18 protein-coding genes are annotated in these 26,175 nt (G+C 73.4%); 8 read left to right on the plus strand and 10 right to left on the minus strand.

All coding sequences use genetic code 11. The features are described from left to right. Window positions 1-128: 128 nt before the first annotated feature. From AB0O09_RS17350 to AB0O09_RS17370, 5 genes are all read right to left on the minus strand, one after another. Entirely contained in the window at window positions 129-308 is a 180-nt protein-coding gene (locus AB0O09_RS17350) for a DUF6104 family protein (RefSeq protein WP_030267971.1), read from the minus strand. 52 nt (window positions 309-360) lie between these two features. Then, the gene (locus AB0O09_RS17355) at window positions 361-2,199 is read right to left on the minus strand and encodes a protein kinase (protein ID WP_363542503.1); all 1,839 of its coding nucleotides are present in this window, start codon (window positions 2,197-2,199) and stop codon (window positions 361-363) included. A gap of 170 nt (window positions 2,200-2,369) precedes the next feature. Then, on the minus strand, window positions 2,370-6,101 hold the full coding sequence (locus tag AB0O09_RS17360; protein ID WP_363542504.1) for a multifunctional oxoglutarate decarboxylase/oxoglutarate dehydrogenase thiamine pyrophosphate-binding subunit/dihydrolipoyllysine-residue succinyltransferase subunit: 3,732 nt from the start codon (window positions 6,099-6,101) through the stop codon (window positions 2,370-2,372). Window positions 6,102-6,406: 305 nt separating this feature from the next. After that, window positions 6,407-7,564, minus strand: a complete 1,158-nt coding sequence (locus tag AB0O09_RS17365) for a HAMP domain-containing sensor histidine kinase (protein ID WP_363542505.1) — start codon at window positions 7,562-7,564, stop codon at window positions 6,407-6,409. Between the two features lie 75 nt (window positions 7,565-7,639). Further along, complete coding sequence (locus AB0O09_RS17370; RefSeq protein WP_030267975.1) at window positions 7,640-8,371, minus strand: response regulator transcription factor; 732 nt, start codon at window positions 8,369-8,371, stop codon at window positions 7,640-7,642. Window positions 8,372-8,959: 588 nt separating this feature from the next. On the opposite strand from AB0O09_RS17370, the gene AB0O09_RS17375 reads away from it, so the two are divergent. The 3 genes from AB0O09_RS17375 to AB0O09_RS17385 all read left to right on the plus strand — a co-directional run bounded on the left by AB0O09_RS17375 (window position 8,960) and on the right by AB0O09_RS17385 (window position 12,910). Further along, window positions 8,960-9,688, plus strand: a complete 729-nt coding sequence (locus AB0O09_RS17375) for a rhomboid-like protein (protein WP_363542506.1) — start codon at window positions 8,960-8,962, stop codon at window positions 9,686-9,688. A 180-nt stretch (window positions 9,689-9,868) separates the two neighbouring features. Next, window positions 9,869-12,262 carry an endopeptidase La gene (gene lon, locus AB0O09_RS17380; RefSeq protein WP_363542507.1) on the plus strand — a complete coding sequence of 798 codons (2,394 nt, stop codon included), beginning with the start codon at window positions 9,869-9,871 and terminating at the stop codon, window positions 12,260-12,262. Between the two features lie 153 nt (window positions 12,263-12,415). After that, window positions 12,416-12,910: a GtrA family protein gene (locus AB0O09_RS17385; RefSeq protein WP_363542508.1), complete on the plus strand. Its 495-nt coding sequence runs from the start codon at window positions 12,416-12,418 to the stop codon at window positions 12,908-12,910. Window positions 12,911-12,944: 34 nt separating this feature from the next. On the opposite strand, the gene xylA is transcribed toward AB0O09_RS17385, so the two are convergent. After that, window positions 12,945-14,105 (minus strand): xylose isomerase, encoded by a 1,161-nt coding sequence (gene xylA, locus AB0O09_RS17390; protein ID WP_359980713.1) that lies wholly within the window; start codon window positions 14,103-14,105, stop codon window positions 12,945-12,947. Between the two features lie 98 nt (window positions 14,106-14,203). Between xylA and xylB the strand changes: the two genes are divergently transcribed. Both xylB and AB0O09_RS17400 read left to right on the plus strand, forming a co-directional pair. After that, window positions 14,204-15,628, plus strand: a complete 1,425-nt coding sequence (gene xylB, locus AB0O09_RS17395; protein WP_363542509.1) for a xylulokinase — start codon at window positions 14,204-14,206, stop codon at window positions 15,626-15,628. A gap of 179 nt (window positions 15,629-15,807) precedes the next feature. Further along, complete coding sequence (locus AB0O09_RS17400) at window positions 15,808-17,031, plus strand: ROK family protein (protein ID WP_363542510.1); 1,224 nt, start codon at window positions 15,808-15,810, stop codon at window positions 17,029-17,031. A gap of 71 nt (window positions 17,032-17,102) precedes the next feature. Here the strand turns inward: AB0O09_RS17400 and AB0O09_RS17405 are convergent, their stop codons facing one another. After that, a complete protein-coding gene (locus AB0O09_RS17405) occupies window positions 17,103-18,131 on the minus strand; it encodes a DUF3533 domain-containing protein (RefSeq protein WP_363542511.1) in 1,029 nt (342 codons plus the stop codon). 104 nt (window positions 18,132-18,235) lie between these two features. Between AB0O09_RS17405 and AB0O09_RS17410 the strand changes: the two genes are divergently transcribed. Both AB0O09_RS17410 and AB0O09_RS17415 read left to right on the plus strand, forming a co-directional pair. Continuing rightward, on the plus strand, window positions 18,236-18,715 hold the full coding sequence (locus AB0O09_RS17410; RefSeq protein ID WP_363542512.1) for a MarR family transcriptional regulator: 480 nt from the start codon (window positions 18,236-18,238) through the stop codon (window positions 18,713-18,715). 136 nt (window positions 18,716-18,851) lie between these two features. Next, a complete protein-coding gene (locus AB0O09_RS17415; protein ID WP_363542513.1) occupies window positions 18,852-20,405 on the plus strand; it encodes an MDR family MFS transporter in 1,554 nt (517 codons plus the stop codon). A gap of 88 nt (window positions 20,406-20,493) precedes the next feature. Here the strand turns inward: AB0O09_RS17415 and AB0O09_RS17420 are convergent, their stop codons facing one another. Further along, window positions 20,494-20,739 (minus strand): hypothetical protein, encoded by a 246-nt coding sequence (locus tag AB0O09_RS17420; RefSeq protein WP_363542514.1) that lies wholly within the window; start codon window positions 20,737-20,739, stop codon window positions 20,494-20,496. Window positions 20,740-20,770: 31 nt separating this feature from the next. Then, a complete protein-coding gene (locus AB0O09_RS17425) occupies window positions 20,771-21,934 on the minus strand; it encodes an inorganic phosphate transporter (protein ID WP_363542515.1) in 1,164 nt (387 codons plus the stop codon). Window positions 21,935-22,312: 378 nt separating this feature from the next. On the opposite strand from AB0O09_RS17425, the gene AB0O09_RS17430 reads away from it, so the two are divergent. After that, complete coding sequence (locus AB0O09_RS17430) at window positions 22,313-23,779, plus strand: NlpC/P60 family protein (protein WP_363542516.1); 1,467 nt, start codon at window positions 22,313-22,315, stop codon at window positions 23,777-23,779. Between the two features lie 83 nt (window positions 23,780-23,862). On the opposite strand, the gene AB0O09_RS17435 is transcribed toward AB0O09_RS17430, so the two are convergent. Further along, window positions 23,863-26,154 carry an FdhF/YdeP family oxidoreductase gene (locus tag AB0O09_RS17435; protein ID WP_363542517.1) on the minus strand — a complete coding sequence of 764 codons (2,292 nt, stop codon included), beginning with the start codon at window positions 26,152-26,154 and terminating at the stop codon, window positions 23,863-23,865. Between the last annotated feature and the right edge of the window lie 21 nt (window positions 26,155-26,175).

Consider the following 26,175-nt stretch of genomic DNA (forward strand, 5'->3'; position numbering starts at 1 on the left):
CGCGAGGTTTCGAAGTCAACCCCGACCCGACCCGGACACCGCGACCCCGAGACGCCTGAGGGCCCGGAAGGCGGATGCCTTCCGGGCCCTCGTCGTGCGGCGTCCGCAGCCCTTCGCGGTGCTGCGGATCAGTCCTCGTCCTCGTCGTCGAGCCGGGCCAGCCAGGTGGCCAGCCGCTCGACCGGGATCTCGAAGTCCGGGTTGAGGTCGACGAACTCCCGCAGCCGCTCGGCCAGCCACTCGAAGGTGACCTCCTCGTCGCCGCGACGGCTCTCCAGCTCCTCGATGCCTCGGTCGGTGAAGTACACGCTGTGCTCCGGTCCGGTGGGGTGTGACCCGGTCAGGATAGTCCGCCGCCGATCAGCCGTTGCGGCGGAAGTAGCTGATCGAGACCTTCGCCCGGGAGTCGCTGGTGTTGCCCTGTTCGACGGTCTTCACCACGACGATGCCGCCGTTCTCCCGGTTGCGCAGGCAGAACAGCCCGCCGACCGGCAGCGCCTCGTACTTCACGTCGGCGACCGGCTGCTGCTCGACGCCCGTCGCGCACTCGGCCGGGGTGAGGTGGTTCTCGGTGGTCAGGAAGGCGTCCGAGCCGCTCGACCAGTTGAAGTGGCCGTAACTGGGCTCCAGCACCCAGGCCGGGTTGGTCGAGGAGGACACCACCTTGCCGGTCGTCAGGTCGAAGACGTACGTGTAGTCGGGGCTGGAGAGCACCTGGTCGGTGTAGACCGGGGTGTACCCGCCGGCGGGCTTCCCGGTGGACCCGCCCTTGCCGCCCTGCGCGGCGGTCGGCGCCGCCGAGTCCTGCGACCCGCCGGCCGTCCGGCGGGTGCCGTCGGCCTGTGCGCTCGGCGTGCTGCCGCCCGTACCGCCACCGCCGTTCCCCGAGGACAGGGCCACGCCGACCCCGGTGCCGACCACCGCCGTCGCCGCGGCCACGGCCAGCAGGGTCTTCCAGGAGACGCCGCCCCGGCGGACGGGCCCGCCCGCGGCCGGCGGACCGGAGTGCGGACCGGGCTGCGGGCCGGGCGCCACCGGCACGGTCGGGGCGCCGGCCGGCTGCGGCGGACCGAACGCGCCCACCGGCGGCGGCACCGCACCGGCCGGCGCGGTCGGGTACGGCGACGCCGGGTGGGGAGGCGCCGGGTAGGGGGACTGCGCGGCCGGGTACTGCGGCGCCGGGTACGGCGGGGCGGCGGCCGGCGGGGCGCCGATCGACGGCGCGGTGGCCGCAGCGGTCGGCATCGGCGGCGCGGCGGGCGGCACCGGCAACGGGGTCGGCGGGGTGCGCGGCAGGTCCGAGCGGCGGGTGATCTCGGTGTTCACCCGGTCGGGCAGCCAGTCGTCGGCGAACCGCAGCTGGCCGCCGACCGCCGGATGGCTGCGGGCCGCCTCGATGACCTCGGCCGGAGCGGGGCGCCGCGCCGGGTCCTTGGCCAGGCAGCGCGCCAGCAGCTCCCGCAGGCCGGCCGGGACGGCCGCCAGGTCCGGCTCCTCGTGCACCACGCGGTAGAGCACCGCGGTGTCCGGGCCCTCGCCGAACGGCGGTGCGCCGCCCGCCGCGTACGCCGCGAGCGCGCCGAGCGCGAAGACGTCGGTGGCGGCGGTGACCGGTCTGCCCTGCGCCTGCTCGGGCGACATGAACGCGGGGGAGCCGATCCGGTACCCCGTCCCGGTGAGCGCGGTGGCGTCCGCGGCCCGGGCGATGCCGAAGTCGATGACCCGCGGGCCGTCCGAGGCGACCAGCACGTTGGCCGGCTTGAGGTCCCGGTGCACGACCTGGACCCCGTGGATCGCCTGCAGCGCCTCGGCGATGCCGCCGACCAGCAGCAGCACGGTGCGGGGCGGCAGCGCGCCGTGCTCGCGGATCACCTGCTGCAGCGAGGGCCCGGGCACGTACGCGGTGACCAGCCACGGGGCATCGGCGTCCGGGCCGGCGTCGATCACCTGCGCGGTGTACAGGCCGTGGATCCGCTGCGCGTTGGCGACCTCCTGGGCGAAGCGCCGCCGGAACTCGCCGTCCTCGGCGAACTCCGCGCGCACCACCTTCAGCGCGACCGGCCGGCCGCCCGGGGTGTAGGAGAGGTACACCCGGCCCATGCCGCCGGCGCCGAGCCGGGCGAAGACCCGGTAGCCGCCGACCTCCCTCGGGTCCTCCGGCTGCAGCGGCTGGAACACGGACGGCAGATCGTTGGACATGCGGCGGCTCCCCCGGAGGTGCGGTACGACGGGCCCTACCGTAGCGACCTGACACCCCGGCAGGAGAGCCGGGGCGCCGGGGACGCCGGGGCGTGCGTGGGAAAGGCCGGGGCCCGGCCCCGCCTGGACGGCGGGACCGGGCCCTGTGACGGTGCGTCAGCGACGGCGCGTCAGAGCGAGAACACCTCGTCGACGAGGGCCTGCTGCTCGGCGGCGTGGCGCTTGGCCGAGCCGACCGCGGGGGCCGAGGAGGCCGTCCGGGCGACCCGGCGCAGGCGGGCGCCGTTGGCGTTGCGGCCGACGACGACCTGCAGGTGGTCGACCAGGTTCATCGCGATGAACGGCCAGGCACCCTGGTTGGCCGGCTCCTCCTGCGCCCAGACGAACTGGACGTCGTCGCCGTAGCGGGCCAGCTCCTCCTGGAGCTCGGCCACCGGCAGAGGGTAGAGCCGCTCGACGCGGACGAGGGCGGTGTCGGTGACACCGCGCTCGGCGCGGGCCGCCTCCAGGTCGTAGTAGAACTTGCCGGAGGTGATGACGACCTTGCGCACCTGCGACGGGTCCACCGTGGTGTCCCCGATGACCGGCTTGAACGAGCCCGACAGGAACTCGGCCCGGGCCGACGCCGCGGCCTTCAGACGCAGCATCGACTTCGGGGTGAAGACGACGAGCGGCTTGTGGTGCGGGTTGTGGGCCTGCCAGCGGAGCAGGTGGAAGTAGTTCGACGGCGAGGTCGGCATGGCGACCGTCATGTTGTTCTGCGCGCAGAGCTGGAGGAAGCGCTCCGGGCGGGCGGACGAGTGGTCCGGGCCCTGGCCCTCGTAGCCGTGCGGCAGCAGCAGGACGACGCCGGAGTGCTGGCCCCACTTCTGCTCGGCGGAGGCGATGTACTCGTCGACCATGGTCTGGGCGCCGTTGACGAAGTCGCCGAACTGCGCCTCCCACATGACCAGCGCGTTGGGGCGGGTCAGCGAGTAGCCGTACTCGAAGCCCATCGCCGCGTACTCCGACAGCAGGCTGTCGTAGACGGTGAAGCGGGCCTGGTCCTCGGTCAGGTACAGCAGCGGGGTGTAGTCCTCGCCGGTGTTGCGGTCGATGAGGACGGCGTGGCGCTGGCCGAAGGTGCCGCGGCGGCTGTCCTGGCCGGCGAGGCGGACGGGGTGGCCCTCCATCAGCAGCGAGCCGATGGCGAGGGTCTCGCCCATGGCCCAGTCGATGGTGTTGTCCTCGACCGAGGCGGCGCGGCGCTGCAGCTGCGGCAGCAGACGCGGGTGGACGGTCAGCCACTCCGGCAGGTTGACCTGCGAGGCGGCGATCCGCTTCACCATCTCCTCGGAGATGCCGGTCTGGATGGAGACCGGGAAGTCGGCGACCGGCTTGCCGTTGGTGGCCGGGGCCGGCGCGGTGGCCGCCTCGCGCACCTCGGCGAAGACCTTCTCCAGCTGGCCCTGGAAGTCCTGGAGCGCCTGCTCCGCCTCTTCCATGGTGATGTCGCCGCGGCCGATCAGGCCCTCGGTGTACAGCTTGCGGACCGAGCGCTTCTTGTCGATCAGGTCGTACATCAGCGGCTGGGTGAAGGACGGGTTGTCGGCCTCGTTGTGACCGCGGCGGCGGTAGCAGATGAGGTCGATGACGACGTCCTTGTGGAACTCCTGCCGGAACTCGAAGGCGAGCCGCGCGACGCGGACGACGGCCTCGGGGTCGTCGCCGTTCACGTGGAAGATCGGCGCCTCGATCATGCGCGCCACGTCGGTGCAGTACATCGACGAGCGGGAGGAGGCCGGGGCGGCGGTGAAGCCGACCTGGTTGTTGACCACGAGGTGGATCGTGCCGCCGGTGCGGTAGCCCCGCAGCTGAGACATGTTCAGGGTCTCCGCGACGACGCCCTGGCCGGCGAAGGCCGCGTCGCCGTGGACCTGGATGGGGAGCACCGGGAAGGTGGTGCCGCCCTGGTCCAGGACGTCCTGCTTGGCGCGGACGATGCCCTCGACGACCGGGTCGACGGTCTCCAGGTGCGAGGGGTTCGCCGCGAGCGAGACCTTGATGGTCTCGCCGTCCAGGCCGGTGAAGGTGCCCTCGGCGCCCAGGTGGTACTTCACGTCGCCGGAGCCGTGCATCGACTTCGGGTCGAGGTTGCCCTCGAACTCGCCGAAGATCCGGGCGTACGGCTTGCCGACGATGTTCGCCAGCACGTTCAGGCGGCCGCGGTGGGCCATGCCGATGACGGCCTCGTCCAGGCGGTGCTCGGCGGCGGCGTCGATCGTCGCGTCGAGCAGCGGGATCAGGGACTCGCCGCCCTCCAGCGAGAAGCGCTTCTGCCCGACGTACTTGGTCTGCAGGAACGTTTCGAAGGCCTCGGCGGAGTTGAGGCGGCGCAGGATGCGCAGCTGCTCCTCGCGCTCGGGCTTGGTGTACGGCTTCTCCAGGCGCTCCTGCAGCCACTTGCGCTGCTTCGGGTCCTGGATGTGCATGTACTCGATGCCGACGGTGCGGCAGTAGGTGTTGCGCAGCAGGCCGAGGATGTCGCGGAGCTTCATCATCTTCTGGCCGCCGAAGCCGCCGACCGCGAACTCGCGCTCCAGGTCCCACAGGGTGAGGCCGTGCTGGACGACGTCCAGGTCGGGGTGCTTGCGCTGCTTGTACTCCAGCGGGTCGGTGTCGGCCATCAGGTGGCCGCGCACGCGGTACGCGTGGATGAGCTCCATGACGCGGGCGGTCTTGTTGACCTCGTCGTCGTGGGTGGCGGCCACGTCGGTCGCCCAGCGCACCGGCTCGTAGGGGATGCGCAGCGACTCGAAGACCTCGTCGTAGAAGCCGTGCTCGCCCAGCAGGAGCTGGTGGATCGTGCGCAGGAACTCGCCCGACGCGGCGCCCTGGATGACGCGGTGGTCGTAGGTCGAGGTCAGCGTCATGATCTTGGAGACGCCGAGACGCGCGAGGGTGTCGGGGGAGGAGCCCTGGAACTCGGCCGGGTACTCCATGGCGCCGACGCCGACGATGGTGCCCTGGTTCTGCATCAGGCGGGGCACGGAGTGGACGGTGCCGATGCCGCCGGGGTTGGTCAGCGAGACGGTGACCCCGGTGAAGTCGTCCATGGTCAGCTTGTTGGCGCGGGCGCGGCGGACGATGTCCTCGTAGGCCTGCCAGAAGCCGAAGAAGTCGAGGGTCTCGGCCTTCTTGATCGCCGCGACCACGAGCTGGCGGTCGCCGTTCGGCTTGACCAGGTCGATCGCCAGACCGAGGTTCACGTGCTCCGGCTTGACCAGGTAGGCCTTGCCGTCCTCGACCTTGTAGCTGTGGTTCATGCCCGGCGAGGCCTTGACGGCCTGGACGAGCGCGTAACCGATCAGGTGGGTGAAGGAGACCTTGCCACCGCGGGCGCGCTGCAGGTGGTTGTTGATGACGATGCGGTTGTCGATCAGCAGCTTGGCCGGGACGGCACGCACCGACGTCGCGGTCGGCACCTCCAGCGAGGCGTCCATGTTCGTGGCGACGGCCTTCGCGGGGCCGCGCAGCTGGACGAGCTCGGTTCCCTGCGCGGCCGGCGCGGGCGCAGCCGGGGCGGCGGCCTTCGGCGCGGGCGGCGCGGCAGGGGCTGCTGCCAGCGGCGCGGCGGCCGGCTGGACCGGCGCGGCCGGTGCAGCGGGCGCCGGTGCGGCGGCGGGAGCAGCAGGGGCAGCAGGAGCAGCAACGGGGGTCGGCACGGAGCCGACCTGGGTTGCGGCCTGGGTCACTGGAGTCACCTCGGTACCGGGCTTGTAGTCGGCGAAAAAGTCCCACCAGGCTCGGTCGACCGAGTTCGGGTCCTGGAGGTACTGCTGGTAGATCTCGTCGACGAGCCACTCATTGGGGCCGAAGCCAGTGGAGCTTGCCGAGCTGGGGGTTTCAGGGTGTGGCGACATCGGGGCAACCGCCCTCTTCCGCTTCCTTTTGGGATGGTGGACAGCGGGGATTAAGGCTACGCCTCCGACCAGTGATCGCGCAGTCCCCCCTGGCCAGGCGTCGCCCAGATCACAGTGATAGGCCGGAATTTGGCCGGTTGTGCGCGTTAGAAACCCGCGGGTAGGGGTAGCTGGACACGTTCGGTCTGCACCATTATCCCCACAAAATCAGACAATATGGGCACCCGGAGGCGGGCGGGGGCCGGTCCGATGTCGGACCGGCCCCGTTGTGTCCCAGTTGTGTGACAACGTTCGGGTACGGCGTGTCACCCGGTGGGGAGCCCCGTGGCGAGGGGTGCCTCGCCGGGCAGCGTGACCTCGATCCGGCAGCCCCGGTCCGTCTCGGCGACGCGGATCTCGCCGCCGTGCAGGTCCACCGCCCAGCGGGCGATGGCCAGGCCGAGTCCGGTGCCGCCGTCGCTGCCGGGGCCCTGCGCGGTCGCGCTGCCGCTGCGCCCGAAGCGCTCGAACACCCGCGCGCGGTCCTGTAGCGGGATGCCGGGGCCCTCGTCCTCGACCTGCAGCAGCAGGGCGCCGCCCTGCTCGCCCGGCCGGGCCCGCACGGTCACCGTGCCGCCCGCCGGGGAGTGCTTGCAGGCGTTGTCGACGAGGTTGGCGACCACCTGGTGCAGCCGCTCCTCGTCGGCGACGGCGGTCAGGCCGTCCGGCTGCACGTCCAGGCTCAGCCGCACGTCGCCGCGGCGGCCGTAGGCGCCGCCCGCGGTGGCGCCGTCCACCGTCACCCCGCGGAGCACGCCGTCCAGGAACGGCCGCACCTCGAACGGGCGGGTGTCCAGCGGCACCACGCCGTCGTCGAGCTTGGAGAGGTCCAGCAGGTGGGTGATCAGCCGGCCCAGCCGCTCGGTCTGCTCCAGCGCGGCGCCCAGCGTCTTGGGCTCGGGCCGGACGACGCCGTCCACCACGTTCTCCAGGACGGCCCGCAGCGCCGCGATCGGCGTGCGCAGCTCGTGCGAGACGTTGGCGATCAGCTCCCGGCGGTGCCGGTCGGCGGCCTCCAGATCGGCCGCCATGCGGTTGAAGGAGTCGGCGAGCTCGCCGATCTCGTCCCGGGAGGAGGTGTCCACCCGGGTGCTGTAGTCGCCGCGGGCCATCGCCCGGGCCGCGGCGGTCATCGCGCGCAGCGGCGCGGTCAGTCCGTGCGCGAGGAACTGCATGAACAGCAGCGACGCGATCATCGAGAAGATCATGATGATCCGGATCTGCGTCTCGGACCGGATCGCCACGACCACCATCCCGGTGGCCAGGCAGACGGAGACGATCACCAGCAGGGCGAGCTTGCCCTTGATGGACCGCACCGGGTCGAACGGCCGCATGTCGTCCCACACCCGGCGGGCGGCCCGGCCGGCCAGGCCGGGGCCGGGACGCTCGGCGGCGTCCCCTCTGCGTTGCTGTGGAAAGGTCATCGTGCCCCTGCGGTCGGAGCGGTGCGTCGGCTGAAGGCGTGGGCCCCCCGGCGGCCCAGCCCTCGGTGCACCGGCTCAGGAAAGGGGTGCCTCCAGGGCGTACCCGACGCCGTGCACCGTGCGGATCCAGCTGGCGCCGATCTTCCGGCGCAGCGCCTTGACGTGGCTGTCGACCGTGCGGGTGCCCGAGGCGTCCGTCCAGTCCCAGACCTCCGCGAGCAGCTGCTCGCGGGTGAGCACCGCGCGCGGCTGCGCGGCGAGGCAGGCCAGCAGGTCGAACTCGGTCGGCGTCAGGTGGACGTCGCCCGAGCCGAGCCGCACCCGGCGCTGCACGTGGTCGATCTCCAGCTCGCCGAAGCGCAGCGAGCCGAGCGCCGGCGTCCTCGCCGCCTGCTGGGCGCGCTCGACGCGGCGCAGCAGCACGTTGACGCGGGCCGCCAGCTCGCGCATGGAGAACGGCTTGGTCATGTAGTCGTCCGCACCGACGCCGAGGCCGACCAGCAGGTCCGTCTCGTCGTCCCGCGCGGTCAGCATGAGCACCGGCACCGGGCGCTGCGCCTGGATCCGGCGGCACACCTCCAGGCCGTCGAAGCCCGGCAGCATGATGTCGAGCACCACCAGGTCGGGCTGCCAGGTGTGGAAGCCGTCCACCGCGCCGGGCCCGTCGTGGGCCACGGCGACCTTGAAGCCCTCCGCTCCCAGGCGGGCTGCGATGGACTCGGCGATGGTCGGTTCGTCCTCCACCACCAGTACTCGCCGCTGCGTACCGACCGGGCTGCTGCCGGTCTCTTGCTGAATCTCTGTCACGGTCACGCCACCGCCCCCAGGGCTGCGGGCCGACACCTGTGGGGGTGGCGGCGCCGCGTCGTAGTCGTTTCGGTCCGTATGTGGGCTGTGCCCGGCCTGCCGCGTCGGCTGGGTGCCGTTCCGCCGTCGGCCCCCTGCGCGGCGTGGATGCGCCGTGTGTGGTCCGCACACCCGACCCGCACTCCACGCAGAGTACGGACACCGGGGGCGTTCCGGCAGGTGGCCCGGACACATCCGGGCCACGGATCGATGCCGATCCCCGTCGGGACCGGGCACGGGGCGATACCTTACCGGGCGAAATTCGCAGTTGTAACGATCCGTATGGTTCCGAGTGCGGCTTGTGCCCCTTACTTTTGGGCTGCTTCTCCGTGAACGGAGGGCAGGTACGGACCAAGGCGTGCAGCCGGTGCGTCGAAGCTCAAGCATTCTTCACAGCTCTTCCCCAGCGGGCTCCCAGCCTGGGAACGTATCGTGGTCACGACAAGGGCCACCGGTGTCTCCGCGGGCACCGTCCGTGCGGATCCCCGCACGCCCTCGACACGTTGCACACGGGGGCGGGTGACGGCAGTCCGGCGGACGGAGGGCCCCATGGCGGCGAGCGGTACCGGCCGTGCGGCGGCGCGCCGCGACCTGGTCCGCGACCGCGCGCGCGATCTGCTCCGGGGGCTGCGCGCAGCGCTCCCCACTCCGCGGCGCAACCCCTTCGCGCTCGGCTACCTGGCCCTGCTGCTCGGCACCACCCTCTTCACCCGGTTCGGGGACCCGCAGCTGGTGCACCGGCTGCAGGCGCTCTCCTCCACCGACGTTCACAACCTCGCGCACCACCCCGTGCTCGCCCTCGCGGCCAGCGGCCTCTGGGTGGCCGGCCCGGTGTGGACCCCTTATCTATGGGCCTTCCTGCTGACGGTCGCCCCGCTGGAGCGCCGGGTCGGCGGCCGCCGGGCGGCCGGGGTGTTCGCCGCCGGGCACGTCGGCGCCACCCTGCTCTCCCAGGCCGTGGTGCTGGCGGCGGTCGCCGTCCGCGCGCTGCCCGTCGACGCCCTCGGCGACCTCGACATCGGCGTCAGCTACGGCGTCCTCGCCAGCCTCGGCGCGCTCGCCGGCCTGCTGCCCCCGGCCGGCCGGAACCTCGCCCTCGGCATCGCCGCCGTCCTGGTCGGCGAGCAGTTCCTCGACGGGACCGACCTCGTCACCGGCATCGGCCACCCGGCCGCCCTGCTGATCGGCATCGCCCTCTGGCGCCCGCTGCGCCGCGGCCCCCGGCGCCCGCTCCGGCGCCGCCGGCCCGCCCCGGCCCCGCTGCCCGTCCGCGTCTGACCCGCGCTTCCCCCGCCCGCCCGCCCGCGCCCGGCGGCGCTTCCCTGCGCCTCCGCCCGCCCGACCTGCGCTTCGCCGGTCGCCGTCGGTGATCGCTCACAGCGAACGACGCCCGGGGAACAATCGTGCCCCGCCAATCCTTAGTCAGGTCAGCTCAACTTCACTGACTGGGGAGAGATCATGGCATCGACGTCCGTTCCGCTCACCCTGCCCGTGCTGCCGCTCGACGACGAGGTGGTGCTCCCGGGCATGGTCGTCCCGCTCGACCTGTCCGACGCCGAGGTCCGCGCCGCCGTCGAGGCCGCCCGGGCGGCGGCGACCGGCCCGGGCAAGCCCCAGGTGCTGCTGGTCCCGCGCCTCGACGGCTCGTACGCCGCCGCCGGCACGCTGGCCACCGTCGAACAGGTCGGCCGCCTCGCCGACGGCGACCCGGCCGCGCTGGTGCGCGCCGTGCGCCGGGTGCGCATCGGCGCCGGCACCACCGGCCCCGGCGCCGCCCTGTGGGTCGAGACCACGCCCTTCCGGGAGTCCTCCGCCGGCACCGCCGTGGCCGGCCGGGCCGCCGACCTCGTGAAGGAGTACAAGGCGCTCTCCACCCAGTGGCTGCGCAAGCGCGGCGCCTGGCAGATCGTCGACCGGGTCGCGGCCATCGACGGCGTCGGCGAACTCGCCGACAACATCGGCTACGCGCCCTTCGCCACCGCCGAGCAGAAGCTCAAGGTGCTGCTGGAGGCCGACCAGCTGGCCCGTCTGGAGTACGCGCTCACCCTGCTGCGCGACCACCTCGCCGAGGAGGAGGTCAACGACACCATCCGCAAGGACGTGGAAGAAGGGGTCGCCAAGCAGCAGAAGGAGTTCCTGCTCCGCCGCCAGCTGGAGGCCGTCCGCAAGGAGCTCGCCGAGCTGAACGGCGAGTCCGCCTCGGAGGAGGACGACTACCGGGCCCGCGTCGAGGCCGCCGACCTGCCGGAGAAGGTCCGCGAGGCGGCCCTCAAGGAGGTCGACAAGCTGGAGCGGTCCAGCGACCAGTCGCCCGAGGGCTCGTGGATCCGCACCTGGCTGGACACCGTCCTCGAACTGCCCTGGAACGAGCGGTCCACCGACTCCTACGACATCGCCGGCGCCCGCGCCGTGCTCGACGCCGACCACGCCGGCCTCTCGGACGTGAAGGACCGGATCGTCGAGTACCTGGCCGTCCGCAAGCGCCGCGCCGACCAGGGGCTGGGGCAGATCGGCGGCCGCCGCGGCGGTGCGGTGCTCGCCCTGGTCGGCCCGCCCGGCGTCGGCAAGACCTCGCTGGGCGAGTCCGTCGCCCGGGCCATGGGCCGCTCCTTCGTCCGGGTGGCGCTCGGCGGCGTCCGCGACGAGGCCGAGATCCGCGGCCACCGGCGCACCTACGTCGGCGCGCTGCCCGGCCGCGTCGTCCGGGCGATCAAGGAGGCCGGCTCGATGAACCCGGTCGTCCTGCTCGACGAGATCGACAAGGTCGGCTCCGACTACCGCGGCGACCCGGCCGCCGCCCTGCTCGAAGTCCTCGACCCGGCGCAGAACCACACCTTCCGCGACCACTACCTGGAGGTCGAGCTCGACCTCTCCGACGTGGTCTTCCTCGCCACCGCCAACGTGCTGGAGGCGATCCCCGAGCCGCTGCTCGACCGGATGGAGCTCGTCCGGCTCGACGGCTACACCGAGGACGAGAAGGTCGTCATCGCCCGCGACCACCTGCTGCCCCGGCAGCTCGCCAAGGCCGGGCTGAGGGACGACGAGGTGGCGGTCGACGAGGGCGCGCTGCGCAGGCTCGCCGGCGAGTACACCCGCGAGGCGGGCGTGCGGAACCTGGAGCGCTCGATCGCGCGCATCCTGCGCAAGGTCGCCGCGCAGAGCGAACTCGGCGAGCGGCGGCTGCCCGCCGCGATCGGCGCCGACGACCTGCGCGGGCTGATCGGCCGGCCGCACCACACCCCCGAGTCCGCCCAGGAGCCCGCCGAGCGGCGCACCGCCGTCCCCGGCGTCGCCACCGGGCTGGCCGTCACCGGCGCGGGCGGCGACGTCCTCTACATCGAGGCCTCGCTCGCCGACGCCGAGACCGGTTCCACCGGGCTCACCCTCACCGGTCAGCTCGGCGACGTGATGAAGGAGTCCGCGCACATCGCGCTCTCCTACCTCCGCTCGCGCGGCGCCGAACTCGAACTGCCCGTCACCGGGCTGCGGGACCGCGGCATCCACCTGCACGTCCCGGCGGGCGCCGTCCCCAAGGACGGCCCGAGCGCCGGCATCACCATGACCACCGCGCTCGCCTCGCTGCTGTCCGGGCGCAAGGTGCGCACCGACGTGGCGATGACCGGCGAGGTGTCCCTCACCGGCCGGGTGCTGCCGATCGGCGGCGTCAAGCAGAAGCTGCTCGCCGCCGACCGGGCCGGGGTCAGCACGGTGATCATCCCGCGGCGCAACGAGGCGGACCTGGACGACGTGCCCGCCGAGGTGCTGGAGCGGCTCACCGTGCACGCCGTCGCCGACGTCCGCGAGGTGCTGAAGCTGGCCCTGGAGCCGGCGGAGGTACTGGTCGCCGCCTGAGGCGCGGCGGGCGCAGGGGCGCGGGGTGCCGAGCGGCACCGCGCGCCCCTGCGGCGTGCGCCCCGGGTCGTTACCCCGTGCGGACGTCACGAGTACGCCGTACGGACCCGGGCGTGCGAGACTGCCGAAATGCCGTCCCCTACGCAACGCGCGTTGGCCCGAGTCCCGGAGCGGTACCGGCCGTTCCTGGTGCGGCACCGCAAGCTCGTGAAGTTCCTGCTGGTGGGCGGCACCTGCTTCGTGCTGACCACCGTCATCGACCTCGGGCTGAAGTTCACCGTGCTGCAGCACAAGCCGGTGGTCGCGCTGACCGTCGCCACGGTGATCGCGACGGTGGTCTCCTACGTCCTCAACCGCCAGTGGTCGTTCCGGGCGAACGGCCGGCAGCGCGAGGCGATCCTCTTCTTCGTGGTCAGCGCGCTCGCGGTGGTCGTCAACGACCTGCCGCTGATCTTCTCCCGGTACGTCCTGGACCTCCGCGAGCCGGACGTCACCGCGCTCACGCAGGAGGTCGCCGACTTCCTCAGCGGCATGATCGTCGGCACCTTCCTGGCCATGATCTTCCGCTTCTGGGCGATGAACCGCTGGGTCTTCACCCGCAGCGGGCTCCAGCCGCCCGCCGAGGACCTCGAACCCGAGCGGGTCTGAGCGCCCCCGGCGGACGGCCGGTGCGGCACGCCGCTCAGCGGACGCCGAGCAGGTGCTCCATCGCGAGCTGGTCGAGCTGCTCGAAGGCCATGCCGCGGGCGGCCGCCGCGTCCACGTCGAAGTCCTCGAACGCGCCGCGGTCGGCGACCAGCGCCGCCAGGCCGTCCTCGGCGGTCGGCCGGGCCAGCTCGTCCAGGCGGGACGCCCGCAGGGCCTCCTGCACCGCCGGGTCGGCGCGGAACGCCAGGGCCTTCTCCTTGAGCATCAGGTAGTTGCTCATGCAGGCGGCGGCCGAGGCCCACACGCCCTCGAAGTCCTCGGTGCGCGGCGGCTTGAAGTCGAAGTGCCGCGGGCCGTCGTAGCCCGCCGACTCCAGCAGGTCCACCAGCCAGAAGGCGCTGCGCAGGTCGCCGGCGCCGAAGCGCAGGTCCTGGTCGTACTTGATGCCGGACTGGCCGTTGAGGTCGATGTGGAAGAGCTTGCCGTGCCACAGCGCCTGGGCGATGCCGTGCGCGAAGTTCAGCCCGGCCATCTGCTCGTGGCCGACCTCCGGGTTGAGGCCGACCCGCTCCGGGCGCTCCAGGCTCCCGATGAAGGCCAGCGCGTGGCCGACGGTCGGCAGCAGGATGTCGCCGCGGGGCTCGTTCGGCTTGGGCTCGATGGCGAAGCGCAGGTCGTAGCCCTGCTCCTCGACGTACTCGCCGAGCAGGTCGAAGGCCTCCTTCAGGCGGTCCAGCGCGACCCGGACGTCCTTCGCGGCGCCGTGCTCGGCCCCCTCGCGGCCGCCCCAGGCGACGTAGGTGGTGGCGCCGAGCTCCACCGCGAGATCGATGTTGCGGATCGTCTTGCGCAGCGCGTAGCGGCGGACGTCGCGGTCGTTGGCGGTGAAGGCGCCGTCCTTGAAGACCGGGTGGGTGAAGAGGTTGGTGGTGGCCATCGGGACCTTCAGGCCGGTGGCGTCCAGGGCGGTGCGGAAGCGCTTGACGATCGCGTCGCGCTCCGCGTCCGAGGAGCCGAACGGGATCAGGTCGTCGTCGTGGAAGGTCACGCCGTGGGCGCCCAATTCGGCCAGCCGGTGCACCGTCTCCACCGGGTCGAGGGCCGGGCGGGTGGCGTCGCCGAAGGGGTCGCGGCCCTGCCAGCCGACGGTCCACAGGCCGAAGGTGAACTTGTCCGCGGGGGTGGGGGTGGGCATCTCGGTGCTCCAGGGGGTCTATTCGTCAGGGCAGAAAACAAACTAATATCCCAGCGTACGGAAGGGAAGGCCCCGACGCGGCGGACGGAGAGGAAGTCATGGCAGGGATCGTCATCGGGGTGGACAGCTCCACCCAGTCCACCAAGGCGCTCGCGGTGGACACCGCCACCGGCGAGGTGCTCGGGGAGGGCCGGGCGGCGCACACCGTCACCGGCGGCGGCGGCGCCCGCGAGAGCGACCCGCGGCAGTGGTGGCAGGCACTGCAGGAGGCGATCGCCGGCACCGGCTGCGCCGGGCGGGCCGAGGCCCTCGCGATCGGCGGCCAGCAGCACGGGCTCGTCGCCCTCGACGCCGACGGCGACCCGGTGCACCCCGCGCTGCTCTGGAACGACACCCGCTCGGCCGGACAGGCCGCCGCCCTGGTCGACGAACTCGGCCGGGAGGACTGGGCCCGGCGCACCGGCAGCGTCCCCAACGCCTCGTTCACCGTCACCAAGTGGGCCTGGCTGCGCGACCGCGGCCTCACCGGCCGGGTCGCCGCCGTCAGGCTGCCGCACGAGTACCTCACCGAGCGGCTCACCGGTCGGCCCGCCGCCGAACGCAGCGACGCCTCCGGCACCGGCTGGTGGGGCGAGCACGGCTGGGACACCGGCATCCTCGACCTCGTCGGCCTCGACCCAGGCCTGCTGCCGCCGCTCGCCGCGCCCGGCACCGCGGCCGGCGAGACCACCGGCCCCTTCGGCGGACTGCGGCCCGGCATCCCCGTCGCCCTCGGCGCCGGCGACAACGCGGCCGCCGCCCTCGGACTCGGCCTCGGCGGCGGCACCGGCGCCGTCCACGGACAGCCCGCCCTCTCGCTCGGCACCTCCGGCACCGTCTACGCCGTCACCCGCGGCCGGCCCGCCGACCCGACCGGCACCGTGGCCGGCTTCGCCGCCGCCCACGGCGACTGGCTGCCGCTCGCCTGCACCCTCAACTGCACCCTCGCCGTCGACCGGTTCGCCACCCTGCTCGGCCTCGACCGGCAGGCCGTCGAACCCGGCGGCGAGGCCGTCGTCCTGCCGTTCCTCGACGGCGAGCGCACCCCCGCCCTGCCGCACGCCGCCGGCCTCGTCCACGGCCTGCGCCACGACACCACCCCCGGCCAACTGCTCCAGGCCGCCTACGACGGCGCCGCGTACGCCCTGCTCGCCGCCCTCGACCTGGTGCTCGCCGCCGGCAGCGAGACCGCGGGTGACGCGCCGCTGCTGCTCATCGGCGGCGGAGCCCGCGGACGCGCCTGGCAGGACACCGTGCGGCGGCTCTCCGGCCGGGCCGTCCAGGTGCCCGCCGCCGGCGAACTCGTCGCCCTCGGCGCCGCCGCCCAGGCCGCCGGTCTGCTCACCGGCGAGCACCCCGCCGAGGTCGCCCGCCGCTGGGGCACCGCCGCCGGGCCCGTCCTCGACCCGGTCGAGAAGGACGAGGCCGCGGCCGCCAGGATCGCCGCCGTGCTCGCCGCCGGCGCCCCGCTGCTCGGCGCCTGACCGGCCGCCCGCGAGTCGGCCCGCGACGAGCGCGGTCGCGGGCCCCGGTGCAGGTCGGGGCCCGTGCGGCCGGTACCGTTCGCGCGGCCCCGAGTGCCGCGCGAACGGGACGGGCGCACGTGGATACCCTGCAACCGGTCGACCGGGTGTTCGGCCGTCGAACGAGAGGTGACGAGGAGATGAGGGACACGGACGCCAGACGGGCCCGGCCCGCGAGTCAGCAGGGCATGCGCCGGGCCAACCTGGCCCTCGTCCTCGGCGAGTTCGCGGCCGGACCACGCTCCCGCGCCGAGGTCGCCGCCACCACCGGCCTCACCCGGGCGGCCGTCTCCTCCCTGGTCGACGAACTCACCACGGCCGGCCTCCTCACCGAATGCGGCCCCGCCGTCCCCAGCGGCAAGGTAGGCCGGCCCGGCACCGCCCTCGCCCTCGACCCGCAGGGACCCGCCGGCCTCGGCGGCGAGATCGGCGTCGAACACCTCGCCGCCTGCGTCGTCGACCTCCGCGGCGAAGTCCGCGGCTGGCTGCGCCAGGACGTCACCAACCGCGACCGCCCCGCCGAAGCCGTCCTGCGCGACCTCGCCGTTCTGCTCCGCGAGGTCGCCGACTCCTGCGGCCTCACCCCGGCCGGCCTCGCCGTCGCCGTCCCCGGCCTCGTCGGCGCCGCAGAGGGCGTCGTCGAACGCGCCCCCAACCTCGGCTGGTCCGACCTGCCGCTCTCCGCCGAACTCCGCCGCGCCCTGCGTGAGGCCGACGCCAACCCCCTCGCCGACCTGCCCATCGACGTCGACAACGAGGCCAACCTCGGCGGCCTCGCCGAACTCTGGCTCGGCGAAGGCCCCGACGACTTCCTCCACCTTTCCGCCGAAGCCGGCATCGGTGCCGCCCTCGTGGTGGACGGCCGGCTCCTGCGCGGGGCCCGCGGCTACGCCGGCGAACTCGGCCACGTCCCCGTCCACCCGGACGGGCCCGCCTGCCCCTGCGGCGCCCGCGGCTGCCTGGAGCAGTACGCGGGAGAGGCCGCCGTGCTCCGCGCCGCCGGACTCGCCGACACCGGCGGCGACTGGGTCGCCCTGCTCGCCCGCCGCGCCGCCGACGGGGACCCGGCCGTCCTCGCCGCGCTGGAGGCCGCAGGCTCGGCGCTCGGCGTGGCCGCCGCCGGCGCCGTCAACCTGCTCGACCCGGCGGCGCTGGTGCTCGGCGGCGGCTACGCGGAGCTGGCCGCCTGGCTGCTCCCCGCCATGCGGACCGAACTGGCCGACCGCGTCACCGTCCGGGCCTGGCGCGACGACTGGCTGACGGCCTCACGGCTGGGGCGGCGGGGGCCGCTGCTCGGCGCGGGGATCGGGGTCGTCCGCGCCGTCGTCGCCGATCCGGGCCGCTTCGCCGCCGCCGAAGCCTGAGGGCATGCCGCCGACGGGGCCCATCACTTCGGACGGTTCGTCGTACGGGGGGTGTGCAGTTCCCCACGCCCCTAGGCGGCATCCTCCGCCGGGGTCTCGCCGGTGCGGTCGGCGGTGAGGAGGGTGATGGCGACGCCGGCGACGGCCCAGGCGGCGAGGACGAGGAAGGGCGGGGTGAGGGCGGTGCCGCCGAGGTAGGCGATGGAGCGGGCGGCGTCGGTGCCGGCGCCGTTCGGGATCCAGGAGCCGATCGCCCGCCAGAACGGCGGCAGCAGCGGCGGCGGATAGACCCCGCCCGCGCTCGGGTTGCCGAGCACCACGAAGATCAGCACGGCGATGCCGATCCCGACCACCCCGAAGAGGCACTGCATCGCCATGGTGAAGGCCCCGACCGCGAAGACCACCAGGGTGCCGAGCCCCCAGAGCGGCAGGACCGGGCCGGGCAGGGCGTCCAGGACCGGTCCGGTGATCAGTGCGCCGCCGAGGCCGGCCGCGGCGGAGTAGAGGAGGAGCGTGCCGAGCCGCAGCAGCGCGCGGTCGGTGTCGGCGGGCCGGGAGCCGGCGCTGATGCCGAGGATCGAGGCCACCAGGTAGCCGCCGACGCACCAGCCGACCACCAGGTAGAAGGAGGAGAGGCCCTCGGCGTCGCCGGGGGCGAGCGGGACGACGTCCTCGGTGCCCAGGGTCCGCTGCTGGGCGGACTCCAGCGAGCCGACGATTCGTTCGGCGGCGGTCGCCGCGGCCGGTCCGCGGGCGGTGGCGACCAGCAGGGTGTCCTTGCTGCCGGTGGGGTCGATCAGCCAGGCGGCGTACACCTTCTGGTCCTTGATCAGCTGGACGGCGCTCGCCCGGTCCTCCGCCGTGCTGGGCCGGACGGCCCGGTCCGGGACGTCGTGGAGGGCCGAGGTGCCCTGGAGGACGGCCTGGGCGGGGCCGACCACGGCGACGGAGAGCTGATGGGGGGTCGGGTCGTGGAGCGCGCCGACGTAGCTGGCGGTGAAGGCGAGTTGGAGCAGCAGCACCCCGAGCACGAGCAGGAAGGCGCGCGGGGTGACCGCGTCCTTGACCTCGGCGAGGAATCCGGGGCGCGGGCCGGCCATCGGCCGCCTCCTTGAGGGCGAGGGGCAAAGGGTGTGAAACGGATGCTTCATAACATGAAGCAGTTGTCCGGGGGTGGAGGCGCGGCCTACGGGATACTGGCGCCATGAATGACCAGGAGTCGGCCGACCAGGCGTTCCGCGCGGTCGAGCGGGAGGTGGCGCTGCTCTTCCGCCGCGGGCGGACGCGGGCCGCGGAGATGGCGCGGCGGGTGCATCCGGAGCTGGAGGCCGCGGCGTACGTGATGCTCGCGTACGTGGAGGAGTCGGGTCGGGTGCGGCTGACCGACATCGGGCTGCACTTCGGGATCGGCAAGGCCTCGATCAGCCGGCAGGTGAAGCACCTGGAGGCGCTGGGCCTGCTGCGCCGCGAGGTCGACCCGCTGGACCGCCGTTCCTCGCTGCTCTCGCTCACCGAGGACGGCGCCGCCCGTTACCTGCGCGCCCGGGACGCCCGGATGGAGCGGTTCCGCGAGCTGATGTCGGCCTGGGACGAGGAGGACGTGGAGCGCTTCGCCGAGTTGCTGCGCCGCTTCAACGAGCTGGCCGCGGAGTCCATGCGGGCCGAGGAGTCCGCCCCGGCCTGACAGTCCTCCGGGTGCCGCCCGGCCCTCCGCCGTCGCGGCGGGGCCGGGCTTTGCTTGCGCTTGAAGAAAGTTGCCTAACTCAACCATCCCGCTTACGGTTGCTTTAGGCAACGAAAATTCACGCTGAAGGACCTCCATGACCCCGACGACCCCCATGACGCACCGGCAAGTCCTGGAAGCGCTGTCAGGCCTCCTGCTGGGCCTCTTCGTGGCCGTGCTCTCCTCGACCGTCGTCTCCAACGCCCTGCCCACGATCCTCACCGACCTGCACGGCGGCGAGTCCGCCTACACCTGGGTGATCACCGCCACCCTGCTGTCGCTGACCGCCTCCACCCCCATCTGGGGCAAGCTCTCCGACCTGGTCAGCAAGAAGCTGCTGGTGCAGATCGCCCTGGTGATCTACATCCTGTCCTCCGCCCTGGCCGGCCTGTCGCAGAACACCGGCGAGCTGATCGCCTGCCGCGTGCTGCAGGGCATCGGCGCCGGCGGCGTCACCGCACTCGCCCAGATCTGCCTCGCCGCGATGGTCACGCCCCGCGAGCGCGGCCGCTACAGCGGCTACTTCGGCGCGGTCTTCGCCCTGGCGACCATCGGCGGCCCGCTCATCGGCGGCGTCATCGTGGACACCGACTGGCTCGGCTGGCGCTGGTGCTTCTACGTCGGCATCCCGTTCTCGCTGCTGGCGATCGCCGTGCTGCAGCGCACCCTGCGGCTGCCGGTCGCCCCGCGGCGCAAGGCCCGGATCGACTACCTCGGCGCGCTGCTCGTCACCGCCGCGGCCAGCCTGCTGATGATCTGGGTCAGCCTGGCCGGCAAGAACTACGACTGGGTGTCCTGGCAGTCCGCCGCGATGCTCGCCGGCACCGCCGTGCTCGCCGTGCTCTTCGTCGCCGCCGAGCGCCGCGCCGCCGAACCGGTCATCCCGCTCCACCTCTTCCGCCACCGCACGGTGACGCTCTCCGCGGTCGCCAGCGTCCTGGTCGGCGTCGGCATGTACGGCGCGACCACCTTCCTCAGCCAGTACTTCCAGCTGGCCAAGGAGAAGTCGCCCACCGCGGCCGGCCTGCTCACCCTGCCGATGATCCTCGGCCTCGCCGTCTCCTCCACCGTCGCCGGCAAGCTGATCACCCGCTACGGCCGCTGGAAGGGCTACCTCGTCGCCGGCACCCTGCTGCTCGCCGTCGGCTTCGGACTGCTCGGCACCGCCCGCGCCGACACCGCGTACGGGCCGCTCGCCCTCTACATGGCGGTGGCCGGCCTCGGCCTCGGCCTGACCATGCAGAACCTCGTGCTCGCCGTGCAGAACACCGTGCCGCGCGAGGAGCTCGGCTCGGCCAGTTCCGTCGTCACCTTCTTCCGCACCATGGGCGGCGCGGTCGGCGTCTCCGCGCTGGGCGCCCTGATGGCCGACCGGGTGGCGCGCTACCTCGCCGAGAACCTCGCCCGGGCGGGCGTCCACCCGACCGGCAGCGCCCTCGGCGGCGGCGAGATCCCCGACCTGCACCGACTGCCCGCCCCGATCGTCCCGCTGGTGACGGACGCCTTCGGCCACGGCGTCGGCATCGTCTTCCTGCTGGCCGCGCCGTTCGCGCTGCTCGCCTTCCTGGTCGTGCTGTTCATCCGGGAGACCCCGCTGCGCACCACCATGGACGCGCCGGCGGCGCGCACCCCGGAGCTCGTCGAGGACTGAGACCCGGCCGGGTCGGTCCGGCCGGCCCGGGCACGCGGAAGGGCCCGCGGGGTGCGTACCCCGCGGGCCCTTCCGTCGTGCGTGCGGCTCAGTGGCCGGCGATCAGGGTGATCCCGTAGAAGACCACCGAGGCGCAGATGCTGAAGCAGAGCGCGGCACCGGCCAGGGCCAGGTTGCCGCTGCCGGCCCCCGGGATCCCGGACCGGACGGCCTCCTGCGCGGCCTCGCGGCGCGACAGCGCCAGGATGCCGAGGGCGAAGGCGGCGACCACCGCGACGGTGATGGCGAAGCTGAGGCCCGCGGTCTGCGCGAGGGCGTCCCACTTGATGTGCACGGCTACCCGTCCTCTCTGACTGGTCGGCCGGTCAGGCCGCGACGGTGGTGGTGGCCGGGGTCGGGGTGGCCTGCGCGGGCACCTCGACCTCCTGGACGTCGTTGACGTTGCCGGCGTGCACCGGCTGGCGGCGGGAGGCGATCCACATCGCACCCGAGCCGGCGACCAGCGCCGCACCGACCAGGGCCACGCCCCAGGCGCCCTGGTCCGCGACGAAGGCCGCGAGACCGGCCACCGCGGCGGCGGCGGGCAGGGTCAGGCCCCAGGTGTAGACCATGCGGCGCACCAGGCTCCAGCGCAGCTCGCGCTTCGGGCCGCCGAGGCCGGCGCCCATGATGCCGCCGGAGCAGACCTGGGTGGTGGACAGGCCGTAGCCCATGTGGGTCGAGGTGAGGATGACCGTGGCGGCGGCCGTCTCGGTGGCGAGGCCCTGGCGGGGGCGGATCTCGGTCAGGCCGTTGCCCATGGAGCGGATGATGCGCCAGCCGCCCATGTAGGTGCCGAGCGCGATCGCCGCACCGGCGCTGACGATGACCCAGGTCGGGGGCAGCGCGCCGGGCTTGAGGGCGCCGACGGAGACCAGGGTCAGGGTGATGATGCCCATGGTCTTCTGCGCGTCGTTGGTGCCGTGCGCCAGCGAGATCAGCGAGGAGGTGAACATCTGGCCGCGCCGGAAGCCCTTCTCGGTGGTCTCCTCGCGGCCGCCGCGGGTGATCAGGTAGGCGAGGCGGGTGGCGCCCCAGGCGGCCAGACCGGCCACCAGCGGGGAGGCGACCGCCGGGATCAGGATCTTGGTGACGACGACGTCGAAGTTCACGCCGTTCATGCCGACGCCGACCACGGTGGCGCCGATGAGGCCGCCGTACAGCGCGTGCGAGGAACTGGAGGGCAGGCCCTTCAGCCAGGTCAGCAGGTTCCAGAGGATCGCTCCGACCAGGGCGGCGAAGATGATCGACGGCTGGAGGCCGGCCTTCTCGTTGACGATGCCGCCGGAGATGGTGGTGGCCACCTTCACGGAGAGGAAGGCTCCGGCGAAGTTGAGGACTGCGGCGATGGTGACCGCGACCTTGGGCTTGAGGGCTCCCGTCGCGATGGAGGTGGCCATCGCGTTGGCGGTGTCGTGGAACCCGTTGGTGAAGTCGAAGGCGAGCGCCGTGATGATCACAACGGCCACCAGGAACGTGATGTGTTCCATAACCAAACAATCGTCGTAGTTGTCGGACTGACGCTGCTGTCAGGCGTGACCGTAGGGAGCCCGGGTGAACGGAAGGTGAACAGGGTTGGGAATCGTGGTTCCGATGGTGGATCGAGGGTTGCACGAACATTGCGAAAGTGTGGAAACCGAGGCTCTGTAGGGCCGTTGTGTCCGCTTGGATCCACCTTCGTGGGGGTTTGGTGAGACTTGCCTCACACCCCCTCGACCGGGCCGGTGAACCCCCCGGGTGAGGACTCGCTGAGAATTCACCGGACGGACCGCAGGCCCCCTGCCGTTACCTGCCGGTCACATGGCAGGATTCTCCGGAGAGATCACCGGGCGCGGGCCCGGGCCGGGCTGGACTGGGGAGGGCGGCCGATGTCGGCTGGGCAGCGTACGGAGAACGGCGTCCGACCTTGGGTGCGGGCCGCCATGCGGTGCGGGGCCGTGCTCGCCGCGGCCGCGCTGTCGCTGCCGCTGGCCACCGCCGCGTACGCCGCGCCGACCCCGGCGCCCACCCTCACCGCGGCCGCCGGCGCCGACCCGCTGGCCGACGCCAAGACCACCCTCGGCCCGATGCTCGACCGGCTGCACCAGCTCTACCAGGAGGCCGAGGCCGCCACCGAGCAGTACAACGCCGCCGTCGCCCGGCAGGCCGCCCAGCAGGCCCAGGTCGCCGACCTCCGCGCCCGGGTCGAGTCCCAGCAGGCCGCGGTCAACGCCGGCGTGGACATCGCCGCCCAGCTCGCCGCCGCCCAGTACCGCAGCGGCCGGGCCTCCGACCTCGCCGACTTCATGCTCGCCGAGAACCCCTACCAGGCCGTCGTCATCGCCCAGCTGCTCGATGCCGCGGGCCGCTCCCAGAAGGCCTTCCTGGACCGCCTCAAGTCGGACCGCGCCACCCTCGTCGAGCTGCAGGCCCAGGCCGAGCAGGCGCTCGTCCAGGCCACCGCGCTCGCCACCCAGCAGGAGGCCGCCAAGGCCGACGTGGCCAAGCGGCTCGCCGCCGTCGAGGACATGGTCGGCTCGCTGACCGGCGCCCAGCGCAGCGAACTGGAGGCACTGGAGCGGCAGCAGGCCGACGAGGCCCAGCTCGCCTTCCTCGCCTCCGGTGCGCTCGGCAAGGGCGAGCGCACCCCCTCCGAGGCCGGCCGCAAGGCGGTCGCCTGGGCGCTCAAGCAGCTCGGCAAGGACTACGTCTGGGGCGGCGCCGGCCCGGACGTCTTCGACTGCTCCGGCCTCACCTCGCAGGCCTGGCTGAACGCCGGCAAGCCGATCCCGCGCACCAGCCAGGAGCAGTGGGCGCAGCTCAAGCACGTCCCGCTGAACCAGATCCGCCCCGGCGACCTCGTGGTCTACTTCGGCGGCGCCACCCACATCGGCATGTACATCGGCGGCGGCCTGATCGTGCAGGCGCCGCACACCGGCGACGTGGTCAAGGTCTCCAAGATCGGTGCCATGCCGATCCTCGGCGCCGTCCGGCCCGACCCGGACTCGGCCGCCGACGACAAGGGCGGCGACTGGAAGGTGCCGCAGGTCACCGTCGGCGCCTCGCGGATCGCCCCGGCCAAGCCGACCACCCTGCCGCCGCGGCCCACCCAGCCCACCCCGACCAAGCCCACCCCGCCGCCCGCCAGCGGCACCCCGACCGGCACCCCGACCGGCTCCGGTACGCCCACCGGCAGCGGCACGCCGTCCGGCTCCGGCACCCCGTCCGGCTCGGGCACCCCGTCGGGCTCCGGCACGCCCACCGGCAGCGGCACCCCGTCCGCCTCGGCCGGTTCCACCGAATCCGCCTCCCGCACCGCCTCGGCCCCGGCCTCCGGCAGCCCGACCGCCCAGTAGGCAAGGGGCCGGCGGCCCACCGTTCACGGACACGACGCAGAGCGGCGCGCGGGGGAGCCCCCCGCGCGCCGCCGTGCGCGGCACTAGCCGACGGGCGCGCCGGTGTCCGGCTCGAAGCGGATCACCACGGCCTTGGAGGTCGGGGTGTTGCTGATCTCCGCCGTGGAGTCCAGCGGCACCAGCACGTTGGTCTCCGGGTAGTAGGCGGCCGCGCCGCCCGGGGCCACCGGGTAGTGCACCACCCGGAAGTGCGGGGCCCGCCGCTCCACGCCGTCCTTCCACTCGCCGACCAGGTCGACGTACAGGCCGTCGGCGAGGCCGAGCCGTTCGGCGTCGGCCGGGTTCACCAGCACCACGCGCCGACCGCCGGTGATGCCGCGGTAACGGTCGTCCAGGCCGTAGATCGTGGTGTTGTACTGGTCGTGCGAGCGCAGCGTCTGCAGCAGCAGCCGGCCCTCGGGCACCTCGGGCGCGGTGAGCGGGTTGACCGTGAAGTTGGCCCTGCCCGTCGCGGTCGGGAAGGTCCGGCTGTCGCGCGGCCCGTGCGGCAGCGCGAAGCCGCCGGGCCGGCGCACCTTCTCGTTGAAGTCCTCGAAGCCGGGCACCACCCGGGAGATCCGGTCGCGGACGGCGTCGTAGGAGACCGCGAACTCCTCCCACGGGGTCGGGTCCTCGGGGCCGAGGGCGGCCCGGGCCAGCCGGCAGACGATCGCCACCTCGGAGAGCAGGCCGTCGGACGGCGGCCGCAGCCCGCCGCGCGAGGAGTGCACCATGCCCATCGAGTCCTCGACCGAGACGAACTGCGCGCCGGCCTCCGTCCAGTCGCGGTCGGTGCGGCCGAGCGTCGGCAGGATCAGTGCGCGGGCTCCGGTCACCACGTGCGAGCGGTTGAGCTTGGTGGAGACGTGCACGGTGAGCCGGCAGCGGCGCATCGCGGCCTCGGTGACCTCGGTGTCCGGGGTCGCGGCGACGAAGTTGCCGCCCATGGCGAAGAACACCTTCACCCGGCCGTCGCGCATCCCCCGGATGGTGTCGACCGAGTCCAGGCCGTGCTCGCGCGGCGGCTCGAAGTCGAACTCCCGGCCCAGCGCGTCCAGGAACGCCGTGCTCGGCCGCTCGAAGATGCCCATCGTCCGGTCGCCCTGCACGTTGCTGTGCCCGCGCACCGGACAGACGCCCGCCCCCGGGCGGCCCACGTTGCCGCGCAGCAGCAGGAAGTTGACGACCTCGCGGATCGTCGGCACGGCGTGCCGGTGCTGGGTCAGGCCCATCGCCCAGCACACGATGATCTTCTTCGAGGCCAGCACCAGGCGGCCCAGCTCCTCGATCTGCTCCCACGGCAGACCGGTCGCGGCCAGCACCTCGGCGCGGTCGGTGGACTTCGCCTCGGCGGCGAACTCCTCGAAGCCGTGGCAGTGTTCGGCGATGAACGCCTCGTCCGTGCCGCCCTCGGCGGCCAGCACCAGCTGGTTGAGCGCCCGGAACAGCGCCAGGTCGCCGCCGAGCCGGATCTGCAGGAAGAGATCGGTCAGCTTGGTGCCGTTGGCGGCCAGGCCGCGGGCGTTCTGCGGGTTCTTGAACCGCTCCAGGCCCGCCTCCGGCAGCGGGTTGACCGAGACGATCGTCGCCCCGGCCCGCTTCGCCCGCTCCAGCGCGGAGAGCATCCGCGGGTGGTTGGTGCCCGGGTTCTGGCCCGCCACGATGATCAGGTCGGCCTGGTAGAGGTCCTTCAGCGAGACGCTGCCCTTGCCCACGCCGAGCGTCTCGGTGAGCGCCGACCCCGACGACTCGTGGCACATGTTGGAGCAGTCCGGCAGGTTGTTGGTGCCGAGCCGGCGGGCGAACAGCTGGTAGGCGAAGGCCGCCTCGTTGCTGGTGCGGCCCGAGGTGTAGAAGGCGGCGCCGTCCGGGGTGTCCAGGGCGCGCAGCTCCTCCGCCACGATCTCGAAGGCCCGCTCCCAGGAGACCGGCACGTACCGGTCGGAGCCCTCGTCGAGCAGCATCGGCTCGGTCAGCCGGCCCTGCTGCCCCAGCCAGTAGCCGGAGCGCTGCGCCAGCTCCGGGACGGGGTGCGCGGCGAAGAAGTCGGCGGTGATCCGGCGCTCGGTGGCCTCCTCGGCGACGGCCTTGGCGCCGTTCTCGCAGAACTCCGCGGTGTGCGTCTTGCCCGGCTCGGGCCAGGCGCAGCCGGGGCAGTCGAAGCCGTCCGGCTGGTTCACCTTGCTCAGCACGGCCAGCGTGCGGCGGGCGCTCATCTGCTCGCCGGCCATCCTCAGGCTGTGCAGCACGGCCGGGACACCGGCCGCCGCGTGCTTCGGCGCGGAAATCTGCGGCGCGTCCTGCACCGGATCGCTCTGCGGGGCCTGCTTGGCCATGACGGGTCCTCCTCCACCCGG

This window comes from Kitasatospora sp. NPDC093679 (genome assembly GCF_040683455.1).
Lineage (GTDB): Bacteria > Actinomycetota > Actinomycetes > Streptomycetales > Streptomycetaceae > Kitasatospora > Kitasatospora arboriphila.